17 protein-coding genes and 2 tRNA genes are annotated in these 20,212 nt (G+C 45.5%); 4 read left to right on the forward strand and 15 right to left on the reverse strand.

Going from position 1 to position 20,212, the window contains the following annotated elements; all coding sequences use genetic code 11:
- Nucleotides 1-76: 76 nt before the first annotated feature.
- The 12 genes from truB to rlmE all read right to left on the reverse strand — a co-directional run bounded on the left by truB (nt 77) and on the right by rlmE (nt 12,208).
- A complete protein-coding gene (gene truB / locus RH88_RS02700; RefSeq protein ID WP_005593299.1) occupies nt 77-1,030 on the reverse strand; it encodes a tRNA pseudouridine(55) synthase TruB in 954 nt (317 codons plus the stop codon).
- Nucleotides 1,030-1,425 (reverse strand): 30S ribosome-binding factor RbfA, encoded by a 396-nt coding sequence (gene rbfA / locus RH88_RS02705; protein WP_005593301.1) that lies wholly within the window; start codon nt 1,423-1,425, stop codon nt 1,030-1,032. Before rbfA ends, truB begins: the two co-directional genes overlap by 1 nt.
- Nucleotides 1,426-1,537: 112 nt before the next feature.
- Nucleotides 1,538-4,243 (reverse strand): translation initiation factor IF-2, encoded by a 2,706-nt coding sequence (gene infB / locus RH88_RS02710; protein ID WP_005593302.1) that lies wholly within the window; start codon nt 4,241-4,243, stop codon nt 1,538-1,540.
- Between the two features lie 21 nt (nt 4,244-4,264).
- Nucleotides 4,265-5,752, reverse strand: coding sequence for a transcription termination factor NusA (gene nusA, locus RH88_RS02715; RefSeq protein WP_005593303.1), 1,488 nt, complete (start codon nt 5,750-5,752; stop codon nt 4,265-4,267).
- A gap of 34 nt (nt 5,753-5,786) precedes the next feature.
- A complete protein-coding gene (gene rimP, locus RH88_RS02720; RefSeq protein ID WP_005593304.1) occupies nt 5,787-6,242 on the reverse strand; it encodes a ribosome maturation factor RimP in 456 nt (151 codons plus the stop codon).
- Between the two features lie 206 nt (nt 6,243-6,448).
- Nucleotides 6,449-6,525: transfer RNA gene (locus RH88_RS02725), tRNA-Met, on the reverse strand.
- A gap of 56 nt (nt 6,526-6,581) precedes the next feature.
- Nucleotides 6,582-6,665: transfer RNA gene (locus RH88_RS02730), tRNA-Leu, on the reverse strand.
- A 9-nt stretch (nt 6,666-6,674) separates the two neighbouring features.
- On the reverse strand, nt 6,675-7,013 hold the full coding sequence (gene secG / locus RH88_RS02735) for a preprotein translocase subunit SecG (RefSeq protein ID WP_005593305.1): 339 nt from the start codon (nt 7,011-7,013) through the stop codon (nt 6,675-6,677).
- Between the two features lie 254 nt (nt 7,014-7,267).
- Nucleotides 7,268-8,608 carry a phosphoglucosamine mutase gene (glmM, locus tag RH88_RS02740; protein WP_005593306.1) on the reverse strand — a complete coding sequence of 447 codons (1,341 nt, stop codon included), beginning with the start codon at nt 8,606-8,608 and terminating at the stop codon, nt 7,268-7,270.
- A 16-nt stretch (nt 8,609-8,624) separates the two neighbouring features.
- Nucleotides 8,625-9,455, reverse strand: a complete 831-nt coding sequence (gene folP / locus RH88_RS02745) for a dihydropteroate synthase (protein WP_040757815.1) — start codon at nt 9,453-9,455, stop codon at nt 8,625-8,627.
- A gap of 51 nt (nt 9,456-9,506) precedes the next feature.
- Nucleotides 9,507-11,471 carry an ATP-dependent zinc metalloprotease FtsH gene (gene ftsH / locus RH88_RS02750; RefSeq protein ID WP_005593310.1) on the reverse strand — a complete coding sequence of 655 codons (1,965 nt, stop codon included), beginning with the start codon at nt 11,469-11,471 and terminating at the stop codon, nt 9,507-9,509.
- Nucleotides 11,472-11,578: 107 nt separating this feature from the next.
- Nucleotides 11,579-12,208: a 23S rRNA (uridine(2552)-2'-O)-methyltransferase RlmE gene (gene rlmE, locus RH88_RS02755; protein WP_005593311.1), complete on the reverse strand. Its 630-nt coding sequence runs from the start codon at nt 12,206-12,208 to the stop codon at nt 11,579-11,581.
- Nucleotides 12,209-12,346: 138 nt separating this feature from the next.
- Between rlmE and yhbY the strand changes: the two genes are divergently transcribed.
- A complete protein-coding gene (gene yhbY / locus RH88_RS02760) occupies nt 12,347-12,643 on the forward strand; it encodes a ribosome assembly RNA-binding protein YhbY (protein ID WP_005593312.1) in 297 nt (98 codons plus the stop codon).
- 80 nt (nt 12,644-12,723) lie between these two features.
- Here the strand turns inward: yhbY and greA are convergent, their stop codons facing one another.
- Nucleotides 12,724-13,197 carry a transcription elongation factor GreA gene (gene greA / locus RH88_RS02765; protein ID WP_005593313.1) on the reverse strand — a complete coding sequence of 158 codons (474 nt, stop codon included), beginning with the start codon at nt 13,195-13,197 and terminating at the stop codon, nt 12,724-12,726.
- Between the two features lie 522 nt (nt 13,198-13,719).
- Between greA and RH88_RS02770 the strand changes: the two genes are divergently transcribed.
- Both RH88_RS02770 and dacB read left to right on the forward strand, forming a co-directional pair.
- Nucleotides 13,720-14,769 carry a porin gene (locus tag RH88_RS02770; protein WP_005593314.1) on the forward strand — a complete coding sequence of 350 codons (1,050 nt, stop codon included), beginning with the start codon at nt 13,720-13,722 and terminating at the stop codon, nt 14,767-14,769.
- A gap of 101 nt (nt 14,770-14,870) precedes the next feature.
- Nucleotides 14,871-16,298, forward strand: a complete 1,428-nt coding sequence (dacB, locus tag RH88_RS02775; RefSeq protein ID WP_005593316.1) for a serine-type D-Ala-D-Ala carboxypeptidase — start codon at nt 14,871-14,873, stop codon at nt 16,296-16,298.
- On the opposite strand, the gene RH88_RS02780 is transcribed toward dacB, so the two are convergent.
- Together RH88_RS02780 and tyrS are read right to left on the reverse strand one after the other, a co-directional pair.
- A complete protein-coding gene (locus RH88_RS02780; RefSeq protein WP_005593318.1) occupies nt 16,277-17,122 on the reverse strand; it encodes a magnesium transporter in 846 nt (281 codons plus the stop codon). The two genes, dacB and RH88_RS02780, sit on opposite strands and share 22 nt — an antisense overlap.
- Nucleotides 17,123-17,566: 444 nt before the next feature.
- Nucleotides 17,567-18,754 (reverse strand): tyrosine--tRNA ligase, encoded by a 1,188-nt coding sequence (gene tyrS, locus RH88_RS02785; protein ID WP_005593319.1) that lies wholly within the window; start codon nt 18,752-18,754, stop codon nt 17,567-17,569.
- Between the two features lie 128 nt (nt 18,755-18,882).
- Here tyrS and RH88_RS02790 point away from each other — a divergent pair, with 128 nt between their 5' ends.
- The gene (locus RH88_RS02790; RefSeq protein WP_005593320.1) at nt 18,883-20,169 is read left to right on the forward strand and encodes a peptidoglycan DD-metalloendopeptidase family protein; all 1,287 of its coding nucleotides are present in this window, start codon (nt 18,883-18,885) and stop codon (nt 20,167-20,169) included.
- Nucleotides 20,170-20,212: the final 43 nt, after the last annotated feature.

Raw genomic sequence — 20,212 nt, forward strand, 5'->3', positions numbered from 1 at the left:
ATTTTATTATGCTGCAAGACAAAAAAGCCACGATATCGATCGTGGCTTTTGCATTGTTTTCACTGCGTCTTACTGATTATTCAGCTTCAACCTGCTCACGGAACACAACCAAACGCTTAGGCGCAACACGGCCTCTGTCGTCGATTTGCGCGACACCGATGAAAAGTTTCTCTTCACCACTGGTCATTCGCACCGTACCTTCTGCAGGCGCACCAGAGACTTGAACAGGCATACCGTGTTGAACCAAATCGGTCAACTCAGCATTCATGTTCACTTCTGGTAGATCTTCCACAGCGCTGTCCATTGGCATTAGCAACGGATCAAGCAGTTCACGTGGCGCAATCTCTTCACGGTGAGCTTGTTCAAGCAGTTCGTTTAACTGCTCAAGAGTCACCATTCTCTCATATGGATACTTAGCAACTGCGGTGCGACGAAGCATCGTCACATGAGCGCCACAGCCAAGTAGTTCACCAAGATCATCCACGATTGTGCGGATGTAGGTGCCTTTTGAGCAATGCACTTCCATCTCTACTTCATCGCCTTCAAAGCGGTGCAGCACGATTTCATACACGGTGATTTTGCGCGATTCACGAGGGACTTCGATACCTGCTCGAGCATATTCGTACAAAGGCTTGCCTTGGTATTTCAGTGCCGAGAACATCGAAGGTACTTGATCCGATTCGCCACGGAATGTCTCAATGCAAGCTTCAAGCTTTGCCATATCAACATCGATTGGACGCGTTTCTACCACTTCACCATCAGAATCTGAGGTGTTTGTACGTTCACCTAGTTTGGCGATCACACGGTAGCGCTTATCTGAATCAAGTAAGAACTGTGAAAACTTGGTCGCTTCACCCAAGCAAATTGGCAGCATGCCAGTTGCAAGTGGATCTAGAGCGCCAGTATGACCGGCTTTTTCAGCAAAATAGATACGCTTAACTTTTTGTAGCGCATCGTTTGAAGAAATACCCGTTGGCTTATCCAATAGGATAACGCCATCAATTGGACGACCTTTGCGACGGCGAGCCATTACTCTTCGTCCTCACGACCAGAATCTTTTTGCTTCTTCTTATCGTTACTGATCACTTCGCTTACAAGGTTAGACATACGCATACCTTCGACCAAAGTGTTGTCGTAGTAAAAACGAATTTCTGGAGTTAGACGTAGACGAATACGCTTGCCAAGCATCATACGAATATGAACTTCGTGCTCGCGTAGTGCTGCAAGGCACGACTCAGGTGTTTGCTCGCCTACACACAGGAAAGTAACGAATACTTTTGTGTACGCTAGGTCACGTGAAACTTCAACATCTGAGATGGTAACCATGCCCAAACGAGAATCACGCACTTCGCGCTGTAGGATCATCGCCAATTCTTTTTGCAGCTGTTGTGATACGCGCTGCGTGCGGCTAAATTCTTTTGCCATAAAATATTTCTCTTAAATAGAAAGAATGGGGGGATGGTTATCCCAGCCCCCCATGGTGTATTCAACAACCAATTACTAATTACCTTTCAAGGTATTAAGTAATTTTAGTCTATTAATCTAGTGTACGTTTGATTTCGATGATTTCGAATACTTCGATTTGGTCGCCTACGCGAACATCGTTGTAGTTCTTAACGCCGATACCACACTCGTAACCATTTTTAACTTCTTGAACGTCATCTTTAAAGCGACGAAGTGACTCTAGTTCACCTTCGTAGATTACAACGTTATCACGCAGTACGCGGATTGGGTTGTTACGCTTAATTAGACCTTCAGTAACCATACAACCAGCGATTGCGCCCAGTTTAGGTGACTTAAATACGTCACGAACTTCAGCAAGACCAATGATCTCTTGCTTGAATTCTGGAGCAAGCATACCGCTCATTGCTTGTTTAACTTCGTCAATCAATTGGTAAATGATTGAGTAGTAACGTAGGTCAACGCTTGCAGATTCGATAGCACGACGTGCAGAAGTATCAGCACGAACGTTAAAGCCAAGGATGATAGCGTTTGAAGCTTCAGCTAGAACAGCATCCGTTTCAGTAATACCACCAACACCAGAACCTACGATGTTTACTTTCACTTCATCAGTAGACAGTTTCAGTAGAGAGTCAGCAATTGCTTCTACAGAACCTTGTACGTCTGCTTTCAGTACTACGTTTAGCTCAGCAACTTCACCAGCAGCCATGTTCGCGAACATGTTTTCTAGTTTAGATTTTTGCTGACGAGCAAGTTTCACTTCACGGAACTTACCAGCACGGTAGTTTGCAACTTCACGAGCTTTACGCTCATCACGAACTACAGTCGCTTCATCACCTGATGACGGCACACCTGAAAGACCTAGGATCTCTACAGGAATAGACGGACCAGCTGAAGTAATTTCTTTACCTAGCTCATCGCGCATTGCACGTACACGGCCGTACTCTTGACCACAAAGAACGATATCGCCTTTGTTTAGAGTACCTGACTGAACAAGAACCGTCGCTACTGGACCACGACCTTTATCTAGGCGAGATTCAACAACCACACCTGATGCCATGCCTTCAGCAACAGCAGTCAGTTCTAGTACTTCAGATTGAAGAAGGATTGCTTCTAGAAGACCATCAACGTTGGTACCTTCTTTCGCAGAGATGTGAACGAACATGTTCTCACCGCCCCATTCCTCAGGAATAACGTCATATTGAGCAAGCTCATTCTTAACGTTATCTGGGTTTGCGCCTTCTTTATCGATCTTGTTCACTGCAACAATCAGTGGAACGCCAGCTGCTTTCGCGTGCTGAATCGCTTCTACTGTTTGTGGCATAACACCATCGTCTGCCGCTACAACAAGTACAACGATATCTGTCGCTTGAGCACCACGAGCACGCATAGCAGTAAACGCCGCGTGTCCAGGAGTATCAAGGAAGGTAATCATACCGTTGTCAGTTTCAACGTGGTAAGCACCGATATGCTGTGTGATACCGCCCGCTTCGCCTGATGCAACGTGAGTACGACGAATGTAGTCAAGTGTTGACGTTTTACCGTGGTCAACGTGACCCATGATAGTCACAACCGGTGCACGAGGAACCGCTTCTGCGCTGTTATCACGATCGCTTAGTACTGCTTCTTCAAGTTCGTTCTCTTTACGTAGAACAACCTTGTGACCCATTTCTTCTGCTACAAGCTGTGCAGTTTCTTGGTCGATAACTTGGTTGATAGTCGCCATTGCGCCCATCTTCATCATCGCTTTAATAACTTCAGTCGCTTTAACCGACATTTTGCTAGCAAGTTCAGATAGAACGATAGTTTCGCCAATAACAACGTCAGCTTTAGCAACCGCAGCTGTCTTGTCAAACGCTTGAGTTAGTGCGCTTGATTTAGCCATTTTACCACGACCACCGCGAGCACCACGAGCGCCGCGAGCGTTGTTACGGCCACCGCGTTCTTGTGAATCGCTCTTCGCAGACATTTTCTTCTGCTTGCGACGACGAGTAGAGGCACCTTCTTCTTTAAGATCCGCAGCATCTTCCGCTTCACGAGCGTAAGTTGATGTCGTTAGGTGGTAGTCAGCGTTCTCTAGCTCTTTCTTTTTCTTTTCTTCTTCAGTCCAACGCTCGCCGTTTTCTTCAGCAAGTTTACGCGCTTCTTCAACAAGCTTAGCTGCTTCTTGTTCCGCTTTACGTTGAGCTTCTTCTTCCTGACGACGTTTTAGTTCGTCAGCTTCTTTTTTAGCTTGCGTATTTACATCCGCATTTTTTGCATTCATGTCTTTCTTAGCCTTATCAGCTTGTACGCGTTGGGCCTTTTCTTCAGCGTCACGTTTTGCATCCGCTTCTCGTTTCGCTTTCTCGTCGGCCTCGCGTTGTGCTTTCTCTGCAGCTTCGCGTTGTGCTAGTTCCTCAGCCTCACGCTTCGCTAGCTCTTCCGCTTCTCGCTTTGCAGCTTCTTCAGCTTCACGACTTGCTTGATCTTCAATAGAGCTGCGTTTTACGTAAGTGCGCTTTTTGCGCACTTCAACTTGAACATCTTTACTCTTACCGCCACCAGCGTTAACGCTTAGTGTGCTACGCGTTTTACGTTGCAACGTTAAACGTGTTGGTGCTGATTCGCCTGATGTATCGCCGTGTTCTTTTTTCAGATGAGTAAGCAGCTGTTGCTTCTCGTCTTCTGAAATCGCATCGCTGCCTGATTTGTTAATTCCAGCATCAGCAAGTTGTTCAATCAAGCGGTCAACTGGCGTACCAATCTCTTCACCCAGAGTTTTTACTGTAAGTTGTGTCATTCCGCTACCTCCTTGCTGAAATTATGCTTCGTCTCCGAACCAACAAATATTACGTGCAGCCATGATTAGTTCACCAGCTCGCTCGTCAGTTAGTCCTTCAACACCTTCTAGATCATCGATACCTTGGTCTGCTAGGTCTTCAAGTGTTGCAACACCTTTAGCAGCCAATTTAAACGCCATTTCACGCTCTAGACCTTCCAGGCCTAGTAGATCGTCAGCTGGCTCAAGACCATCAAAGGTCTCTTCTTTTGCTAGAGCAAGCGTGGTTAACGCTTCTTTAGCACGGTTGCGTAGCTCTTCGATAATTTCTTCATTCAGACCATCGATATCTAGCAGTTCGTTTACTGGTACGTAAGCGATCTCTTCTAGGCTAGAGAAACCTTCTTCAACGAGTAGCTGAGCGAAGTCTTCTTCAAGATCTAGGTACTTCATGAAGTTTTCAATAGACGCTTGAGATTCTTCAGCATGTTTCTTCTGTAGATCTTCAACCGTCATAACATTCAGTTCCCAACCAGTTAGTTGAGATGCTAGACGTACGTTCTGACCATTACGGCCGATCGCTTGAGCTAGATTGTCAGCTTCAACAGCAATGTCCATTGAGTGAGCATCTTCATCAACGATGATTGACGCTACGTCTGCAGGAGCCATTGCGTTGATAACGAATTGCGCTGGGTTATCATCCCAAAGCACGATATCGATACGCTCGCCACCAAGTTCGCCAGAAACAGCTTGTACACGTGCACCACGCATACCAACACACGCACCAACAGGGTCGATACGACGGTCGTTCGTTTTCACTGCGATCTTAGCACGAGAACCTGGATCACGAGCTGCGCCTTTCAATTCGATGATTTCTTCAGCGATTTCTGGCACTTCTACGCGGAACAGTTCCGCTAGCATTTCTGGTTTAGAACGCGTAACGAACAGTTGGAAACCACGAGCTTCTGGCGCAACTTTGTACAGTAGACCACGGATACGGTCGCCTGGACGGAAGTTTTCACGTGGAAGTTGGTCATCACGTAGGATAACAGCTTCCGCGTTGTTGCCTAGATCTAGAACGATGGTTTCACGGTTAACTTTCTTAACCGCACCTGTTACTAGGTCGCCTTCATTATCGATGAACTGCTCAACGATTTGCGCACGCTCAGCTTCACGTACTTTTTGTACGATAACTTGCTTCGCGGTTTGCGTCGTAATACGGTCAAATGTTACTGATTCAATTTCGTCTTCAATGAAGTCGCCTAATTGAACAGTTTCATCATCGTATTGTGCAGCTTCTAGTGAAATCTCTTTTGTTGGGAATTCAACTTCCTCAACAACCAACCAACGGCGGAAAGTTTCAAACTCGCCAGTTTTACGGTCAATAGCAACGCGAACGTCGATCTCGATTTCACGTTTTTTCTTAGTAGAAGTAGCTAGAGCGATTTCTAGTGCTTCGAAAATACGTTCACGAGGTACACCTTTCTCGTTCGATACTGCCTCTGCTACCGCTAAAATTTCTTTACTCATTTTAATTAGCCTCTAAGCTTTAATTTTTAGGGACCTAAAATTTAGGGATCAGGTTAGCTTTGGAAATGTTGCTTAACGCAAACTGCTCTTCATTACCATCCACAGTAACAGAGACTGTCTCGCCATCAATAGAGAGGATTTGACCTTTCCACTTACGACGGTTATTCGCAGCCATCTTCAAAACGATGTTCACTTCATGACCAATAAATTGCTCATAGTGTGCCGCTTTGAATAGCGGTCTTTCTAAACCAGGAGATGAAACTTCAAGACTATAAGCCACTGAAATAGGGTCTTCTACGTCAAGTACAGCGCTTACTTGGCGACTAACTTCTGCGCAATCTTCTACAAAAATACCATTTTCATGGTCAATATAGATGCGTAGTGTTGAGTGCTCTCCTGCACGAATAAATTCTAATCCAACTAACTCGTATCCTGACGCCTGTACTGGCGCTTCTAGCATTTCAGTTAATTGTCTTTCTAAACCAGTCATTTGAACCACTCCAGAAACAAAAAAAGGGCATAGAGCCCAATTTAAATTCCAAGCAAGATCTAAATCCTTTTACAGGAATTTAGATAACAAAAAACCCCGAAAAAGTCGGGGTTTTTTATTGCTGGACCCTGATGAGTTAAACAATAGCTGCTTAACTCGCAAAACAAAATGCATTGTTTTGCACAAACTCGTCCTTATCAAAGGATTGGTTGCGGGGGCCGGATTTGAACCGACGACCTTCGGGTTATGAGCCCGACGAGCTACCAAGCTGCTCCACCCCGCGTCCGACTTGCTGAGCATTATACGCTCAAACAAAGTATTTACAAGTTTGTAAATCAATGGTGCCGAGAGAGGGACTCGAACCCTCACACCATAGGCACTAGCACCTCATGCTAGCGTGTCTACCAATTTCACCATCTCGGCATTAATCGCTTATTGCGGGATTTCTTCGCTCACAGGAGCTGGAACATCACTCGCTACATCATCAGCTACCTGCTCAACAACTTGACCTTGTGTCGGGTCAATCCACTGAGATTCAGTTTTGTGTGTAGATAGATTACCTAACACCAAGCTGATAACAAAAAATACTGTTGCAAAAACTGCAGTCATTCGGGTTAAGAAATTACCTGAGCCGCTTGCGCCAAACACTGTGTTTGATGCGCCTGCACCGAATGAGGCTCCCATATCTGCGCCTTTACCTTGTTGAATCAACACTAGGCCGATTACACCAACCGCTGCCAACAGGTAAATCACAAGTAGAACTGAAAACATGTTGTCCACCTATGTTCCAAATTGTTAGGCCAGCGACGTTCGAAAATTAAATTTCAGAACAAGGCTAGCGACCTCCTTACTGAAGGCCGAGCAATACTAGCGAAACCTACTAGGGCTGACAAGAGAAAATTGACAAAAAAGCCTAACTTTAGAATCAAACGGTTAAAAAACTAACAATCCTCTTGCCTCGCTTCGCTTAGAAGCAACAAAAAGGGGCCAAAGCCCCTTTTTTCTTCTCTTTTTGCTCTATCGAATCAAAAGCTCGCTTTCACTGCGTCAGCAATTTTCAGCGCAGAACTTTGTACTAAATCAGCATCTTCACCTTCTACCATGACACGAATCAGCGGTTCAGTACCTGATTTACGCAATAGTACGCGACCTTTGTCACCCAGCGCAGCTTCAACCTCAATCACCGCTTCTTTTACCGCATCCGCTTCAAGCGGGTTGCTATCGCCAGTAAAACGAACGTTTTCCAGCACTTGCGGGTAGAGAGTCATGCCTTGAGAAAGCTCATTCAGCGTCATTTCACTGCCCACCACTGAAGCAAGCACTTGCAATGCTGCGACAATTGCATCACCAGTCGTCACTTTATCTAGCAAGATAACGTGGCCTGAGTTTTCAGCGCCAATCTTCCAGCCTTTCTCAAGCAATCGTTCCATAACATAACGGTCACCAACCGCCGCGCGAACAAATGGGATGCCCAATTGTTTTAGGCCATTTTCCATGCCTAAGTTGGTCATCAATGTCCCAACCACACCACCTTTTAGTTCGCCACGACGCAGTGCATCACGCGCAATGATGTAGGCAATTTGGTCACCATCAACTTTATTACCTAGATGATCCACCATGATGATACGGTCGCCGTCACCATCAAATGCGAGACCTAGAGCGGCGCCTTCGGCAACCACACGTTGTTGTAGTGCTCGCACATCTGTCGCACCCACTTCATCATTGATGTTGATGCCATTTGGCTCAACACCCATGGCGATAACTTCTGCACCAAGTTCAGAAAATACCGCTGGTGCAATGTGGTAAGTCGCGCCATTAGCACAATCAACAACGATTTTTTGCCCAGCTAAACTCAATGTTGATGGGAAAGTGCTCTTACAGAACTCAATGTAACGGCCCGCAGCATCATTCAGGCGAGTCGCTTTACCCAACTCAGAAGATTCAACACACTCAATCTCTTTATCAAGTTCCGCTTCAATCGCGAGCTCAATATCGTCAGGCAACTTGGTCCCCTCAGAAGAGAAGAATTTAATGCCGTTATCGTAGTATGGGTTGTGTGATGCAGAAATCACGATCCCCGCTTCAGCGCGGAAAGTTTGTGTCAAGTAAGCTACCGCAGGTGTTGGCATCGGCCCAGTAAAGGTCGCTTTAAGGCCTGCTGCTGCAAGACCTGCTTCTAGCGCCGATTCCAGCATGTAGCCAGAAATACGCGTATCTTTACCGATAATAACTTTTTTCGTGCCTTGTTTTGCAAGCACTCGACCGGCAGCCCAGCCAAGTTTAAGGACAAAATCAGGAGTAATAGGGTACTGCCCAACTTTGCCACGAACGCCATCGGTACCAAAATAACGTCTTTTGTTCGACATGAGGTTTCCTTTGTTTTTATTTATTGTTCAAGGTAGCACTAACAACTTTGACTGCATCTAACGTTTGTTCAAAGTCATGCACGCGAATAATCTGTGCGCCTTTCATCGCCGCAATAGTAGCGCAACTAACACTGGCAGCCACACACTCTGATGGCGCTTTATCTAACAGTTTAAATAGCATCGACTTGCGAGACATCCCTGCCAGTAGCGGCAAATTGAACTGATGGAATCGTTCTAAGTGCGCCAACATCTGGTAATTATGCGCTAATGTTTTACCAAAGCCAAAACCTGGGTCAAGGATCAACTGCTCTCGCGCAATCCCCACCGCTTCACAAGCATCAATTCGCTCTTGCAAAAAGTCACCGACTTCTTGCAGTAAATCATCGTAGTGTGGATTAGTCTGCATGCTACGCGGCTGACCTTGCATGTGCATCAGGCAGATTGGCAAACCAGCATGAGCGGCGACTTCGAGCGCCCCCGGTTCACGTAGAGAACGTACATCATTAATAATATCAGCGCCCGCAGCGATCGCTTGACGCATCACTTCAGCTTTACTGGTATCAATAGAAATCCACACATCATATTTTGCACGAATAGCCTTGATCACAGGAATAACACGAGCAAGCTCTTCTTCCAGAGTGACATCCGGCGCACCAGGTCGGGTTGACTCACCGCCGATATCAATGATCGACACACCGGCTTTGATCATTTTCTCAGCCTGCATTAGTGCCTTATCAAGGGAATGGAACTGACCACCATCCGAAAAAGAATCGGGCGTCACATTTAGAATCGCCATCACATGATGCTGGGAAAGATCGAGGGTTTTATTGTTGGCTGTAATTTTCATCATAAATAGAAAAACCCCGAGTTTCCTCGGGGTTTATTTTTAAATACTCAATTATTCAGAGTCTTTTTTCTCTGTCGCTTCGCTTGAAGTGCTTTCTTGAGAAGTTGGTTGTTCTTCAGTTGGTTCTGATTCTACCGCTTTCTCTTCAGCTTCTGGCTTAGCTTGAGGTTTCTCTTCTGTATTAGAAGGAGAATCTCCCCAACCAGCAGGCTCACGAATGTCTGCTTTACGATTCATTAGGTCTTCAATTTGACCTGCATCGATGGTTTCATACTTCACCAATGCGTCTTTCATCGTATGCATGATGTCCATGTTATCTTCTAGGATTTGACGTGCACGTGCGTAGTTACGGTCGATAATGATACGAACTTCATCATCAATTAACTTCGCGGTGTCTTCAGACATGTGTTTCGTCTGAGTCACGCTGCGGCCTAAGAAAACTTCACCTTCATCTTCTGCGTATAGCAAAGGACCTAATTTCTCAGAGAAGCCCCACTGAGTCACCATCTTACGAGCAATATCCGTTGCGCGTTCAATATCATTTGAAGCGCCCGTTGATACTTTATCTTTACCGTAAATCAGCTCTTCAGCTAGACGACCACCATACAAGCTAGAAATCATCGATTCTAGGTGCTGACGGTTCATGCTCACACGGTCTTGCTCTGGTAGGTACATCGTTACACCCAACGCACGACCACGTGGAATGATAGAAACTTTGTACACTGGATCATGTTCAGGCACGAGGCGACCAACAATGGCGTGACCCGCTTCGTGGTACGCTGTTGATTCTTTCGTCTCTTCCGATAGAACCATTGAGCGGCGTTCAGCACCCATCATGATTTTATCTTTTGCCAGTTCAAACTCGACCATTGAAACGTTGCGCTTGTTACCACGCGCTGCAAATAGTGCAGCTTCGTTTACTAGGTTGGCTAGGTCTGCACCAGAGAAACCAGGAGTACCACGAGCAATCAATGATGGCTCTACGTCACCCGCTAGCGGCACTTTACGCATGTGAACTTTAAGAATCTGCTCACGGCCACGGACATCAGGAAGACCAACCACCACTTGACGGTCAAAACGACCTGGACGAAGTAGTGCTGGATCAAGTACGTCCGGACGGTTAGTTGCGGCGATAACGATAATACCTTCGTTACCTTCGAAACCATCCATCTCAACCAGCATTTGGTTTAGGGTTTGTTCACGCTCATCGTGACCACCACCTACACCTGCGCCACGCTGACGACCTACCGCATCGATTTCATCGATGAAGATAATACATGGTGCTGCTTTTTTCGCTTGTTCGAACATGTCACGCACACGAGATGCACCCACACCGACAAACATTTCAACAAAGTCAGAACCTGAAATTGTGAAGAATGGTACTTTCGCTTCACCTGCAATTGCTTTAGCAAGTAGCGTTTTACCAGTACCAGGAGGACCGACCATCAACACACCTGTTGGAATCTTACCGCCCAATTTTTGGAAACGGCTTGGATCACGTAGGTAGTCAACCAGCTCTTTTACGTCTTCTTTCGCTTCATCACAGCCCGCAACGTCAGCAAAGGTCGTTTTGATTTGTTCTTCACTCATCATACGCGCTTTGCTCTTACCGAAGGACATTGCGCCTTTACCGCCGCCGCCTTGCATTTGACGCATGAAGAAAATCCATACACCAATTAGTAAGATCATTGGGAACCAAGAGATGAAAATAGTACCCAGTAAGCTTTGCTCTTCTGGTGGTGTACCTTGAACTTTCACGTTTTGGTTAATTAAATCATCAAGAAGCTTCTGATCGTAAACTGGCATATAGGTCACATTCTTCGTCCCTACGCCACGACGAATGAAAGTGATTTCACCGTCTTTAAACGTTGCTTCCTGAATCTGGCCTTGGCCAACTTCCTGTACAAATGTGGTGTAATCGACCGCTTTACCGCTGCTTTCATTTGGACCGAAGCTTTGGAAAACCGACATCAACACTACAGCGATAACAAGCCACAGAATTAAATTTTTTGCCATGTCACTCAAGGTGTAAGCCTCGCGATAACTAATTGTAATTAAAGGTAGGGTACTACAGTTCTTAGACTGTAGCTATAGTGTTAACGACCGCTCAAACAAGCAAATAGTTAACCTTTGTAACCAGTGGCTACAATAAAGACTTCACGGGAGCGAGCTCGAGAAGAGTCAGGTTTTCTAATCTTTACGGTCTTGAACATATCACGTATATCCTTCACGTATTGATCGAATCCCTCACCTTGGAAGACCTTTACAACAAAGCTACCATTTGTGGCTAGAACTTGTCGACACATATCCAATGCGAGTTCAACTAAATACATCGCTCTTGGTTGGTCAACGGAGTTATTCCCCGCAATGTTTGGTGCCATGTCTGACATCACCACATCCACCATTGATGGTTGGATTTTGTCTAAAAGCGCTTCCAATACTGCATCGTCACGAAAGTCACCTTGTAGGAAGCTCACACCCGCAATTGGATCCATAGGTAACAAGTCACAAGCAATAATTTGCCCTTCGTCACCTACTATCTTAGCAGCATATTGAGACCATCCACCGGGAGCTGCACCTAAATCGACGACAGTCATCCCATTTTTCAACAATTTATCTTTCGTTTGGATCTCTTCCATCTTGAAGTAGGCACGTGAACGATAGCCTTTTTTACGGGCTTCATTTGCGTACTTATCATCAAAGTGTTCTTTCAACCAACGGCCAGAACTCGCCGAATGTTTCTGTTTACTCATTTTAATCCTAACAAGCTACAAAAAGGAGCTATTGTTGTAATAGGGTCAGCCTATTGCTCAATAAATTATAGTCTTCCGCAATAGATGGCGTTAAAATAGCTTTTTTCAACCCTTATTTTAAAGAAAATTGGCCGCGTAATGAACCTAAGCACCAAACAAAAGCAGCACCTAAAAGGCCTAGCACACAGCTTAAAACCAGTTGTGCTACTCGGCGCAAATGGACTAACGGAAGCTGTTCTAGCGGAAATTGAAATCGCGCTGAATCACCACGAGCTGATCAAAGTGAAGATCGCTACTGAAGATCGTGAGACGAAAATCCTAATCGTTGACGCTATCGTGCGTGAATCTGGCGCAGAAAAAGTACAAGTTATCGGTAAAACACTTGTTCTTTTCCGTCAAACTGAAGAGCGCAAAATCGAACTTCCACGTAAGTAAGTTCTACTATAGCGCAATAAAAAAGGTCGCCATGGCGACCTTTTTGCTATCTAACATTTTTGTTATCGAAAGCAAAACGATTAGATATATTCAACACGGTCGATTTCGAAATCGCGCTCACCACCTGGGGTTGAGATCACAACTTCATCACCTTCCATCTTGCCGATAAGACCACGTGCGATCGGCGAGCTTACCGAAATACGGCCGCTCTTAATGTTCGCTTCGTCTTCACCAACGATTTGGTAGGTTTTTTCTTCTTCAGTGTCGCAATCAATCAGAGTGACCGTCGAACCAAAGATAATCTTACCGCTGTTCTCCATTTGGGTAACGTCGATAACTTGTGCAACAGACAACTTGTATTCGATATCACGAATTTGCGCTTCGCAGATGCCTTGCTCTTCACGTGCCGCATGATACTCAGCATTTTCTTTTAGATCGCCCAGCTCACGCGCTTCAGCAATCGCAATAGAAATTTGTGGACGAAGCTTTAATAGTCGGTCTAGTTCTTGACGTAGCTGCTGTTCGCCACGTGCTGTCATTGGGACTTTTTCCATCATATACCTCTAGGCCAAAGCGAGCTTTGGACAAAATAAAAATACCCAGCCCACAAGAGCTAGGTAATCAATACGCTTTTCAATTTAGCTTAGTGTAAACAAACTTATTGTTTAAATCATCTTAATTCCATTCGAGAGTCCAGCCTTCTCACTTTACGTCACATTTCTCACTCTAAAACATGCAAGATCTCGGATTTAGAAAGATAAAAAAGCCTAAAAAAAAGCAAAATGCGATGTTTTTTCGAGCGAGCTCGAACTATTCATCACGCCTTACATCTCAAGCGGTTAATCGATAAACCAGACAAATAGAACACTGTTCACAATCCAAATTTATATCGTTTTACTAACGATTTAGGGAACTTTGGCGGTACAACTTGGTTCACGAAATGCAGCCAGCTAATACGTTGATTTTATTCAACTCGCTTAAAAACGCTGCACCGAGTATGAAATTGAAGCTAACGGACAATACGGCTTCATTTCTAAATAACAATGATTTATGGACAGAAAATTAGGACTGATAAGATGAACAAGACTCTGATTGCCCTAGCAGTATCAGCTGCTGCATTAGCTACTGGCGCACATGCGGCTGAACTATATAACCAAGATGGTAACTCAATCGATATGGGTGGCCGCGCAGAAGCTCGCCTATCTCTAAAAGATGGCAAAGCTGAAGACAAATCACGCGTACGTCTAAACTTCCTAGGTAAAGCACAAATCAACGACAGCCTATACGGTGTTGGTTTCTACGAAGGCGAGTTTACTACTGCTGAAGATGGTCTAGGTACTGATGCTGAAGGTACTAGCGACCTAACTAACCGTTACGCATACGCTGGTCTAGGCGGTACTTTCGGTGAGATCACTTACGGTAAAAACGACGGCGCGCTAGGCGTAATCACAGACTTCACAGATATCATGGCCTACCACGGTAACTCTGCAGCGTACAAAATTGAAGTTGCTGACCGTGCTGACAATATGATTTCGTACAAAGGCGAATTCAACAACCTTGGCCTTAAAGCTAGCTACCGCTTTGCAGACCGTGAAGAAGTAAACGGTAAATACACTGACAACGACGCAGATGGTTACTCACTATCAAGCATTTATGCGCTAGGCGAAACAGGTATTGCATTAGGTGCTGGTTTTGCACAAGGCAACCAAACGCTTAATGTTGGTGAGGTAGATGAGTACTTTGCTGACCGTACTGAATACATGCTTGCTGCATCTTACGCAATCAACGACCTATACTTCGCAACAACTTTCGTTGACGGCCGCGATAAAGATAAAGCGACTGGTGAAAAAACAGATAACACTGGTTACGAATTCGCAGCAGCGTACACAATGAACCAAACTGTGTTCACTACAACTTACAACTACCTAGAAGCGAAAGACAAAACGTCTGGCGACAAACATGACGTAGCAGATAACATCGCAATCGATGCTACTTACTACTTCCAACCTAACTTCCGTGGTTACGTATCGTACAACTTCAACTTGTTGTCTGAAGATGCAAACAAAGGCATCACTAAAGCAGATGCTGAAGACGAACTAGCATTAGGTCTACGTTACGACTTCTAATAGCTGACTCTTAGTCACAAACATTAAACGCCTGCTCGCTTGCAGGCGTTTTTTTTATATACTCAACGTTCAACTTGTCCCATTAGCTAAGAACTCATTCTATGAACGTTTCACTGCGCACGACACTCGCCAGCTTCATCACGCTATTTTCAACCTTTTCACTGGCGTATGCCCCACTCGACCATTTACCGCAAGGCAGTCGAGTTTCAATCGCAATTGAACCGCTCAATAGTAACCAACCTTATCTCACGACCTCTAATCGCGAGCAGTTTTTTCCACCAGCCAGTACGCTTAAAGTGGTTACCGCATTGGCCGCCAAACTGGCGTTGGGGGATGAGTTTCAATTTAAGACCCAATTGGAAGCGAATCAGCGTGATATGGTGATCCGCTTTAGTGGCGACCCAACCCTCACCAGCCAAGACTTAAAACAATTATTAACCTTAGCGCGTCAACAAGGTATCACCACCATCAAGGGTGACCTCTGGCTCGATAACAGTGCTTTTAACGGCTATGAACGCGCCGTTGGTTGGCCATGGGATATTACCGGTGTTTGCTACAGTGCGCCTTCATCCGCGATCACACTCGATGAAAACTGCGTTCAAGCTTCTATCTACGCGAATAAAGATGGTTCAACTCGTGCTTATACTCCTGAGCACTTCCCGATTTATCTGTCCACCACCGCGAAAACTATCTCTAAACAACGCTACGAAGAGACACACTGTGATTTGGAGCTAATAACGACACCAGATAACCACTATCAGCTATCAGGCTGCCTGGTGGAACGTAGCAAGCCGCTACCGCTCAAATTTGCGGTACAAAACCCAAGCTTGTACACCCAAAGAACCGTTCACACATTATTGAACCAACTTAATATTAAGTTAATCGGTAATGTGAGAATTGGCTCGCCTGAGATCAGCAATCTCAAACCAATCGCGACTCATTACTCGGCTAAACTGCCAGAACTGCTCACTGTGATGCTGAGAAAGTCAGACAACCTTATTGCAGATAATGTGACTAAAGCGATCGGCCAACACTACTTCAGCTTGCCGGGCAGTTATAACACGGGTACCGAAGCCATCAAGCAAGTGATCAGCGAGAAAACCGGCATCAACATTGAGCGTAATAAAATCGTCGATGGCTCAGGACTATCACGCAACAACCGCTTTACCAGTGCCGATATGACGGCGCTGTTGCGTTATATTTGGCAGCACGACGATCAGTTAGGATTAATCGCCTTAATGCCAAGCGCCGGTGAAAACGGCACCTTAAAGTACCGTAGCAGCATGCGTAATGACCCAATCAAAGGCCAATTAGTTGCCAAAAGTGGTTCTGTGTACGGCAGCTATAACATGGCAGGGTTTGGATTAAATAAGCAGGGGCAACCAACCACCTTGTTTGTACAGTATGTGGCGGATTATCTCCCAACAAAAAGGGACAACGATACACCGACGGTTGCCCCTATTACTCAATTTGAACAGCTGTTCTACCAAGACGTGCTCAAATACAGTCAGGCGAGCCCTAAGAAGTAATTGACTACGCTGAAATAGATCCACATACCGGAGATATCGACCACCGACGCAAGCACTGGACTCACCAATACCGCTGGGTCCAGTTTGCAAGCGCGAGCCAATATTGGCAGCAAACCGCCCAAGGTCGTCGACAGTGTGACCTGAATAAACAGCGCCACGGCAATCGCCAGTGCAATGATCTGTAAATCAAAACCACCAGCACTCTCGGTAGGACTAAAGCATAGAATGCGGCCAATCATCACTAAAGAAATCGCCAGCGCTAAGCACAGCGCAACACGGCTCTCTTTCCATAATACTTGTAACCACTGACGTTTTTTTAATTCGCCCGTCGCTAAAGCGCGAATAACCAACGTTGCTGCTTGCGTACCGGTATTACCCCCTGCCGCCGCGATCACTGGCATGTAAATCGCCAGTAACACTAATTGGCTCAGGGTATCTTCATACTGGGCAATGATCAGCCCGGAAACGATGCCTAACAAGGCCAAGGCGATAATCCAACCAATGCGTTGGCGGACATGCCCCATCACCGGCGTGGTGAGATAACTCGCACTTGGCATCACTTCCGAATAAAACAACCCTAATCGATTGGCATAATGGCGCGCTAATTTATCGTGCCCTAGCCCTTCTAATTGGCTGATTAACTGCTGCACATAACCAAGCGAACAATGCTGCAAAATAGCCACTGCTTCTTCGATTGGCATCACCGTGAGTAAATTCACTTGCTGCGCTTGTTCGTATTTTAAAAACGCATTCCTTGCGGCGCCGATCTCCTCAACAGAGAAGTGCGCTGCATTTTCCATATAGATGTTATTCATTACCGTCATGGCGAATCTCCCGATTGGCGAGGTAACGACCATCAAATACAACGCGCAACAAAGCACACAATGAGTTGGGTGAACGTGTAAAGCGTTCACTCAAAAAAGACACATGTTTATTGGCTTAGGCAGTTTAGCCAAAGCAATGCGTTGTATAGGTATCTAACAGAGTGACGAAAAAGAAGAGAGAAAAGAAGCCCTACCCGATGGGTAGATGCTATTGAAGCAATACCGATTGGGGGATTAGTTTTCGCCCTTAATCTTAGTCACGCTAAGACTGGGGGGATGGTCGATATTGTTCATTAAAAACTCCGAATTTACTGCCGATTTAGCAGCGTGGGTATGATAACAAAGTAATGTAATTTCGCACCAATAAATTGACCATAAACTAGGTTTATTGGATACAAAAAAAGCGCCTATAACGGCGCTTTATCGATTACTTTAAAAACATCACTATTTGATAGTGATTCGAGCAAACTTACGCTTACCCACTTGGAAGACATAAGTGCCAGCCGCTAGCGTTAGCTTAGCATCTGCCACTTTCTCGCCATCCATTTTCGCCGCGCCTTGCTTAACCATACGCATCGCATCAGAAGTTGAAGCACATAGGCCCGCTTCTTTTAGCAAGTTCGCCACCGGCGTTTCTGCGTCAAATTCAAACTCAGGCATTTCGTCTGGAATTTGGTTTTTAGCAAAACGGTTTATGAATTCTTGCTCTGCCGCATCAGCATCAGCTTCCGAATGGAAACGTGCAATGATCTCTTTCGCAAGTAGGATCTTAACATCACGAGGGTTCTTACCTTCTGCGATGTCTGCTTTGAACTGTGCAATTTCAGCCAATGGGCGGAATGACAACAACTCGTAGTAGCTCCACATCAAATCGTCAGAGATCGACATGATTTTACCAAACATTTCGCTTGGCGCTTCGCTGATACCGATGTAGTTGTGCGCAGATTTAGACATCTTCTTCTCGCCATCTAGGCCAACAAGAAGCGGCATCATCAATACTGCTTGTGGTTTTTGACCGTGTGCTTTTTGCAGCTCACGTCCCATTAGAAGGTTAAACTTCTGGTCAGTACCACCTAGCTCTACGTCGGTTTTCATTGCAACTGAGTCATAACCTTGAAGCAGCGGATACATAAACTCGTGGATAGCAATTGGCTGACCGCCAGCGTAACGCTTTTTAAAATCATCACGTTCTAGCATACGTGCAACCGTTTGGTTTGATGCTAGACGGATCATACCTTCCGCGCCTAAATCAGATAACCACTCAGAGTTAAATGAAATCGTCGTCTTCGCCGGATCTAGGATTTTGAATACTTGCTCTTTATACGTTTCCGCATTCGCCAGTACTTGTTCACGGCTTAGAGGTGGGCGTGTCGTGTTCTTACCTGAAGGATCACCGACCATTGCCGTGAAATCACCAATCAGGAAAGTTACTTCGTGTCCAAGCTCTTGGAACGCGCGCAGTTTATTAAAGATAACTGTATGGCCCAGATGGATATCTGGCGCTGTTGGATCGGCACCCAATTTGATGCGAAGAGGGCGACCCTCTTTCAGCTTAGCAATCAGTTCTTCTTCAGGAATCAGTTCCTCGACACCGCGCTTAATCTCGGCCAGTGCTGCTTCAATACTCGCCATTCTTGTTCACTCCCACAGATTTGGCAAAAATTTGGTAATTTTACATCTTACTTGAATAGCGATGCTTTTTGAAACCAGTTAGACTAGTCAGCTAGCTTTTTTTGTCGAAAATATAATACGGACATACAATGTTGTCGCTTTTCGCTCGACTCCCAAAACTTCATCGGGCTTTAATTATCCTTTTCATCGTTTTAATTGGTGTTGCACTGGCCTTGCCAGAGCCCAAGTCTTTGCGTGATGAAAAAGGCCTCTATGAAATCGGGAAGAACTACCCACTTGAAATTCAACCGGCGAACCTAGTCGTTGAGCCAATGGCGCAGCCGCTGTCTCAATTACGTTGGGAACAATACAAGGTCGCTCCCGGTGAAAGCGCTGCAATTGTTTTTCAGCGCGCGGGGCTCTCTTCGCGCTTGCTTTACCAACTCACCACTTCAAGCAAAGAGATTGAGCAGCAGTTAACCAAGCTTCGTCCGGGTGATGTCCTCAAATTTGGTTTTGATGCTGATGATGAGCTAATCCAAATCAAACGCCCACTCAACGCTTACGAAACCTACCAAATCACCAAATCCGATGGCAGCTTCAAAGGCTCGATTGATGCTAAAGAAGTCAATTACCAATATAACTATGCCGAAGCTTCTATCAGCTCTAACTTCTGGAATGCCGCGATTAGCGCAGGGCTGACAGCGAACCAAATCATGGAACTGGCCGGCATTTTTGGCTGGGATATCGACTTTGCGCTCGACATTCGTCAAGGCGATAGCTTTAAGATCCTCTATCAAGAAAAAATCGTTGAAGGTGAAGTGGTTGATCGCGGACAGATCATCGCAGCCGTTTTTACTAACCAAGGTGATACTTTAAAAGCGATTTTGGATGACAAGACCGGCAATTACTACGATGAAGAAGGACGCGCGATGAAGAAAGCCTTCCTGCGTTCACCCCTTGATTTTCGTCGTGTCACCTCCAACTTTAATCCAACTCGCCGCCACCCAGTGACGGGGAAAGTACGCGCGCACCGAGGGACTGATTATGCCGCCCCAGTGGGTACACCGATTTGGGCTGCTGGTGATGGTATTGTCTTAAAGTCGAGCTACAACCAATTTAACGGTAACTATGTCTTCATTAAACATAGCAATATTTATGTCACCAAATACCTGCACTTAACACGTCGCATGGTCAAAACCGGCCAGCGAGTTAAGCAAGGACAAACCATTGGTACACTGGGTGGCACAGGCCGTGTAACCGGCCCCCATCTACACTATGAATTCTTAGTTAATGGCGTACATAGAAACGCGCGCACAGTGAAACTACCGCAATCAAAATCGTTAACTGGCAAAGCCAAACAAACCTTTATGGCCAATGCGGAAATTAGATTGAACAATCTTGAGCGCTACCGAGAATTACTTGCCAGCAATTAGTGATTGGCTCAATCATCAAAAAATAAATAAAAAAGCGCAGGAT

The sequence above is a fragment of the Vibrio scophthalmi LMG 19158 genome (assembly GCF_000222585.1).
Classification (GTDB): domain Bacteria; phylum Pseudomonadota; class Gammaproteobacteria; order Enterobacterales; family Vibrionaceae; genus Vibrio; species Vibrio scophthalmi.

Excerpts from the sequence above, each read along its gene's own strand:
- truB (WP_005593299.1), bottom strand. The coding sequence starts at position 1,030 with ATGGCTCGCCGTCGCAAAGGTCGTCCAATTGATGGCGTTATCCTATTG.
- rbfA (WP_005593301.1), bottom strand. The coding sequence starts at position 1,425 with ATGGCAAAAGAATTTAGCCGCACGCAGCGCGTATCACAACAGCTGCAA.
- infB (WP_005593302.1), bottom strand. The coding sequence starts at position 4,243 with ATGACACAACTTACAGTAAAAACTCTGGGTGAAGAGATTGGTACGCCA.
- nusA (WP_005593303.1), bottom strand. The coding sequence starts at position 5,752 with ATGAGTAAAGAAATTTTAGCGGTAGCAGAGGCAGTATCGAACGAGAAA.
- rimP (WP_005593304.1), bottom strand. The coding sequence starts at position 6,242 with ATGACTGGTTTAGAAAGACAATTAACTGAAATGCTAGAAGCGCCAGTA.
- secG (WP_005593305.1), bottom strand. The coding sequence starts at position 7,013 with ATGTTTTCAGTTCTACTTGTGATTTACCTGTTGGCAGCGGTTGGTGTA.
- glmM (WP_005593306.1), bottom strand. The coding sequence starts at position 8,608 with ATGTCGAACAAAAGACGTTATTTTGGTACCGATGGCGTTCGTGGCAAA.
- folP (WP_040757815.1), bottom strand. The coding sequence starts at position 9,455 with ATGAAAATTACAGCCAACAATAAAACCCTCGATCTTTCCCAGCATCAT.
- ftsH (WP_005593310.1), bottom strand. The coding sequence starts at position 11,471 with ATGGCAAAAAATTTAATTCTGTGGCTTGTTATCGCTGTAGTGTTGATG.
- rlmE (WP_005593311.1), bottom strand. The coding sequence starts at position 12,208 with ATGAGTAAACAGAAACATTCGGCGAGTTCTGGCCGTTGGTTGAAAGAA.
- yhbY (WP_005593312.1), top strand. The coding sequence starts at position 12,347 with ATGAACCTAAGCACCAAACAAAAGCAGCACCTAAAAGGCCTAGCACAC.
- greA (WP_005593313.1), bottom strand. The coding sequence starts at position 13,197 with ATGGAAAAAGTCCCAATGACAGCACGTGGCGAACAGCAGCTACGTCAA.
- RH88_RS02770 (WP_005593314.1), top strand. The coding sequence starts at position 13,720 with ATGAACAAGACTCTGATTGCCCTAGCAGTATCAGCTGCTGCATTAGCT.
- dacB (WP_005593316.1), top strand. The coding sequence starts at position 14,871 with ATGAACGTTTCACTGCGCACGACACTCGCCAGCTTCATCACGCTATTT.
- RH88_RS02780 (WP_005593318.1), bottom strand. The coding sequence starts at position 17,122 with ATGACGGTAATGAATAACATCTATATGGAAAATGCAGCGCACTTCTCT.
- tyrS (WP_005593319.1), bottom strand. The coding sequence starts at position 18,754 with ATGGCGAGTATTGAAGCAGCACTGGCCGAGATTAAGCGCGGTGTCGAG.
- RH88_RS02790 (WP_005593320.1), top strand. The coding sequence starts at position 18,883 with ATGTTGTCGCTTTTCGCTCGACTCCCAAAACTTCATCGGGCTTTAATT.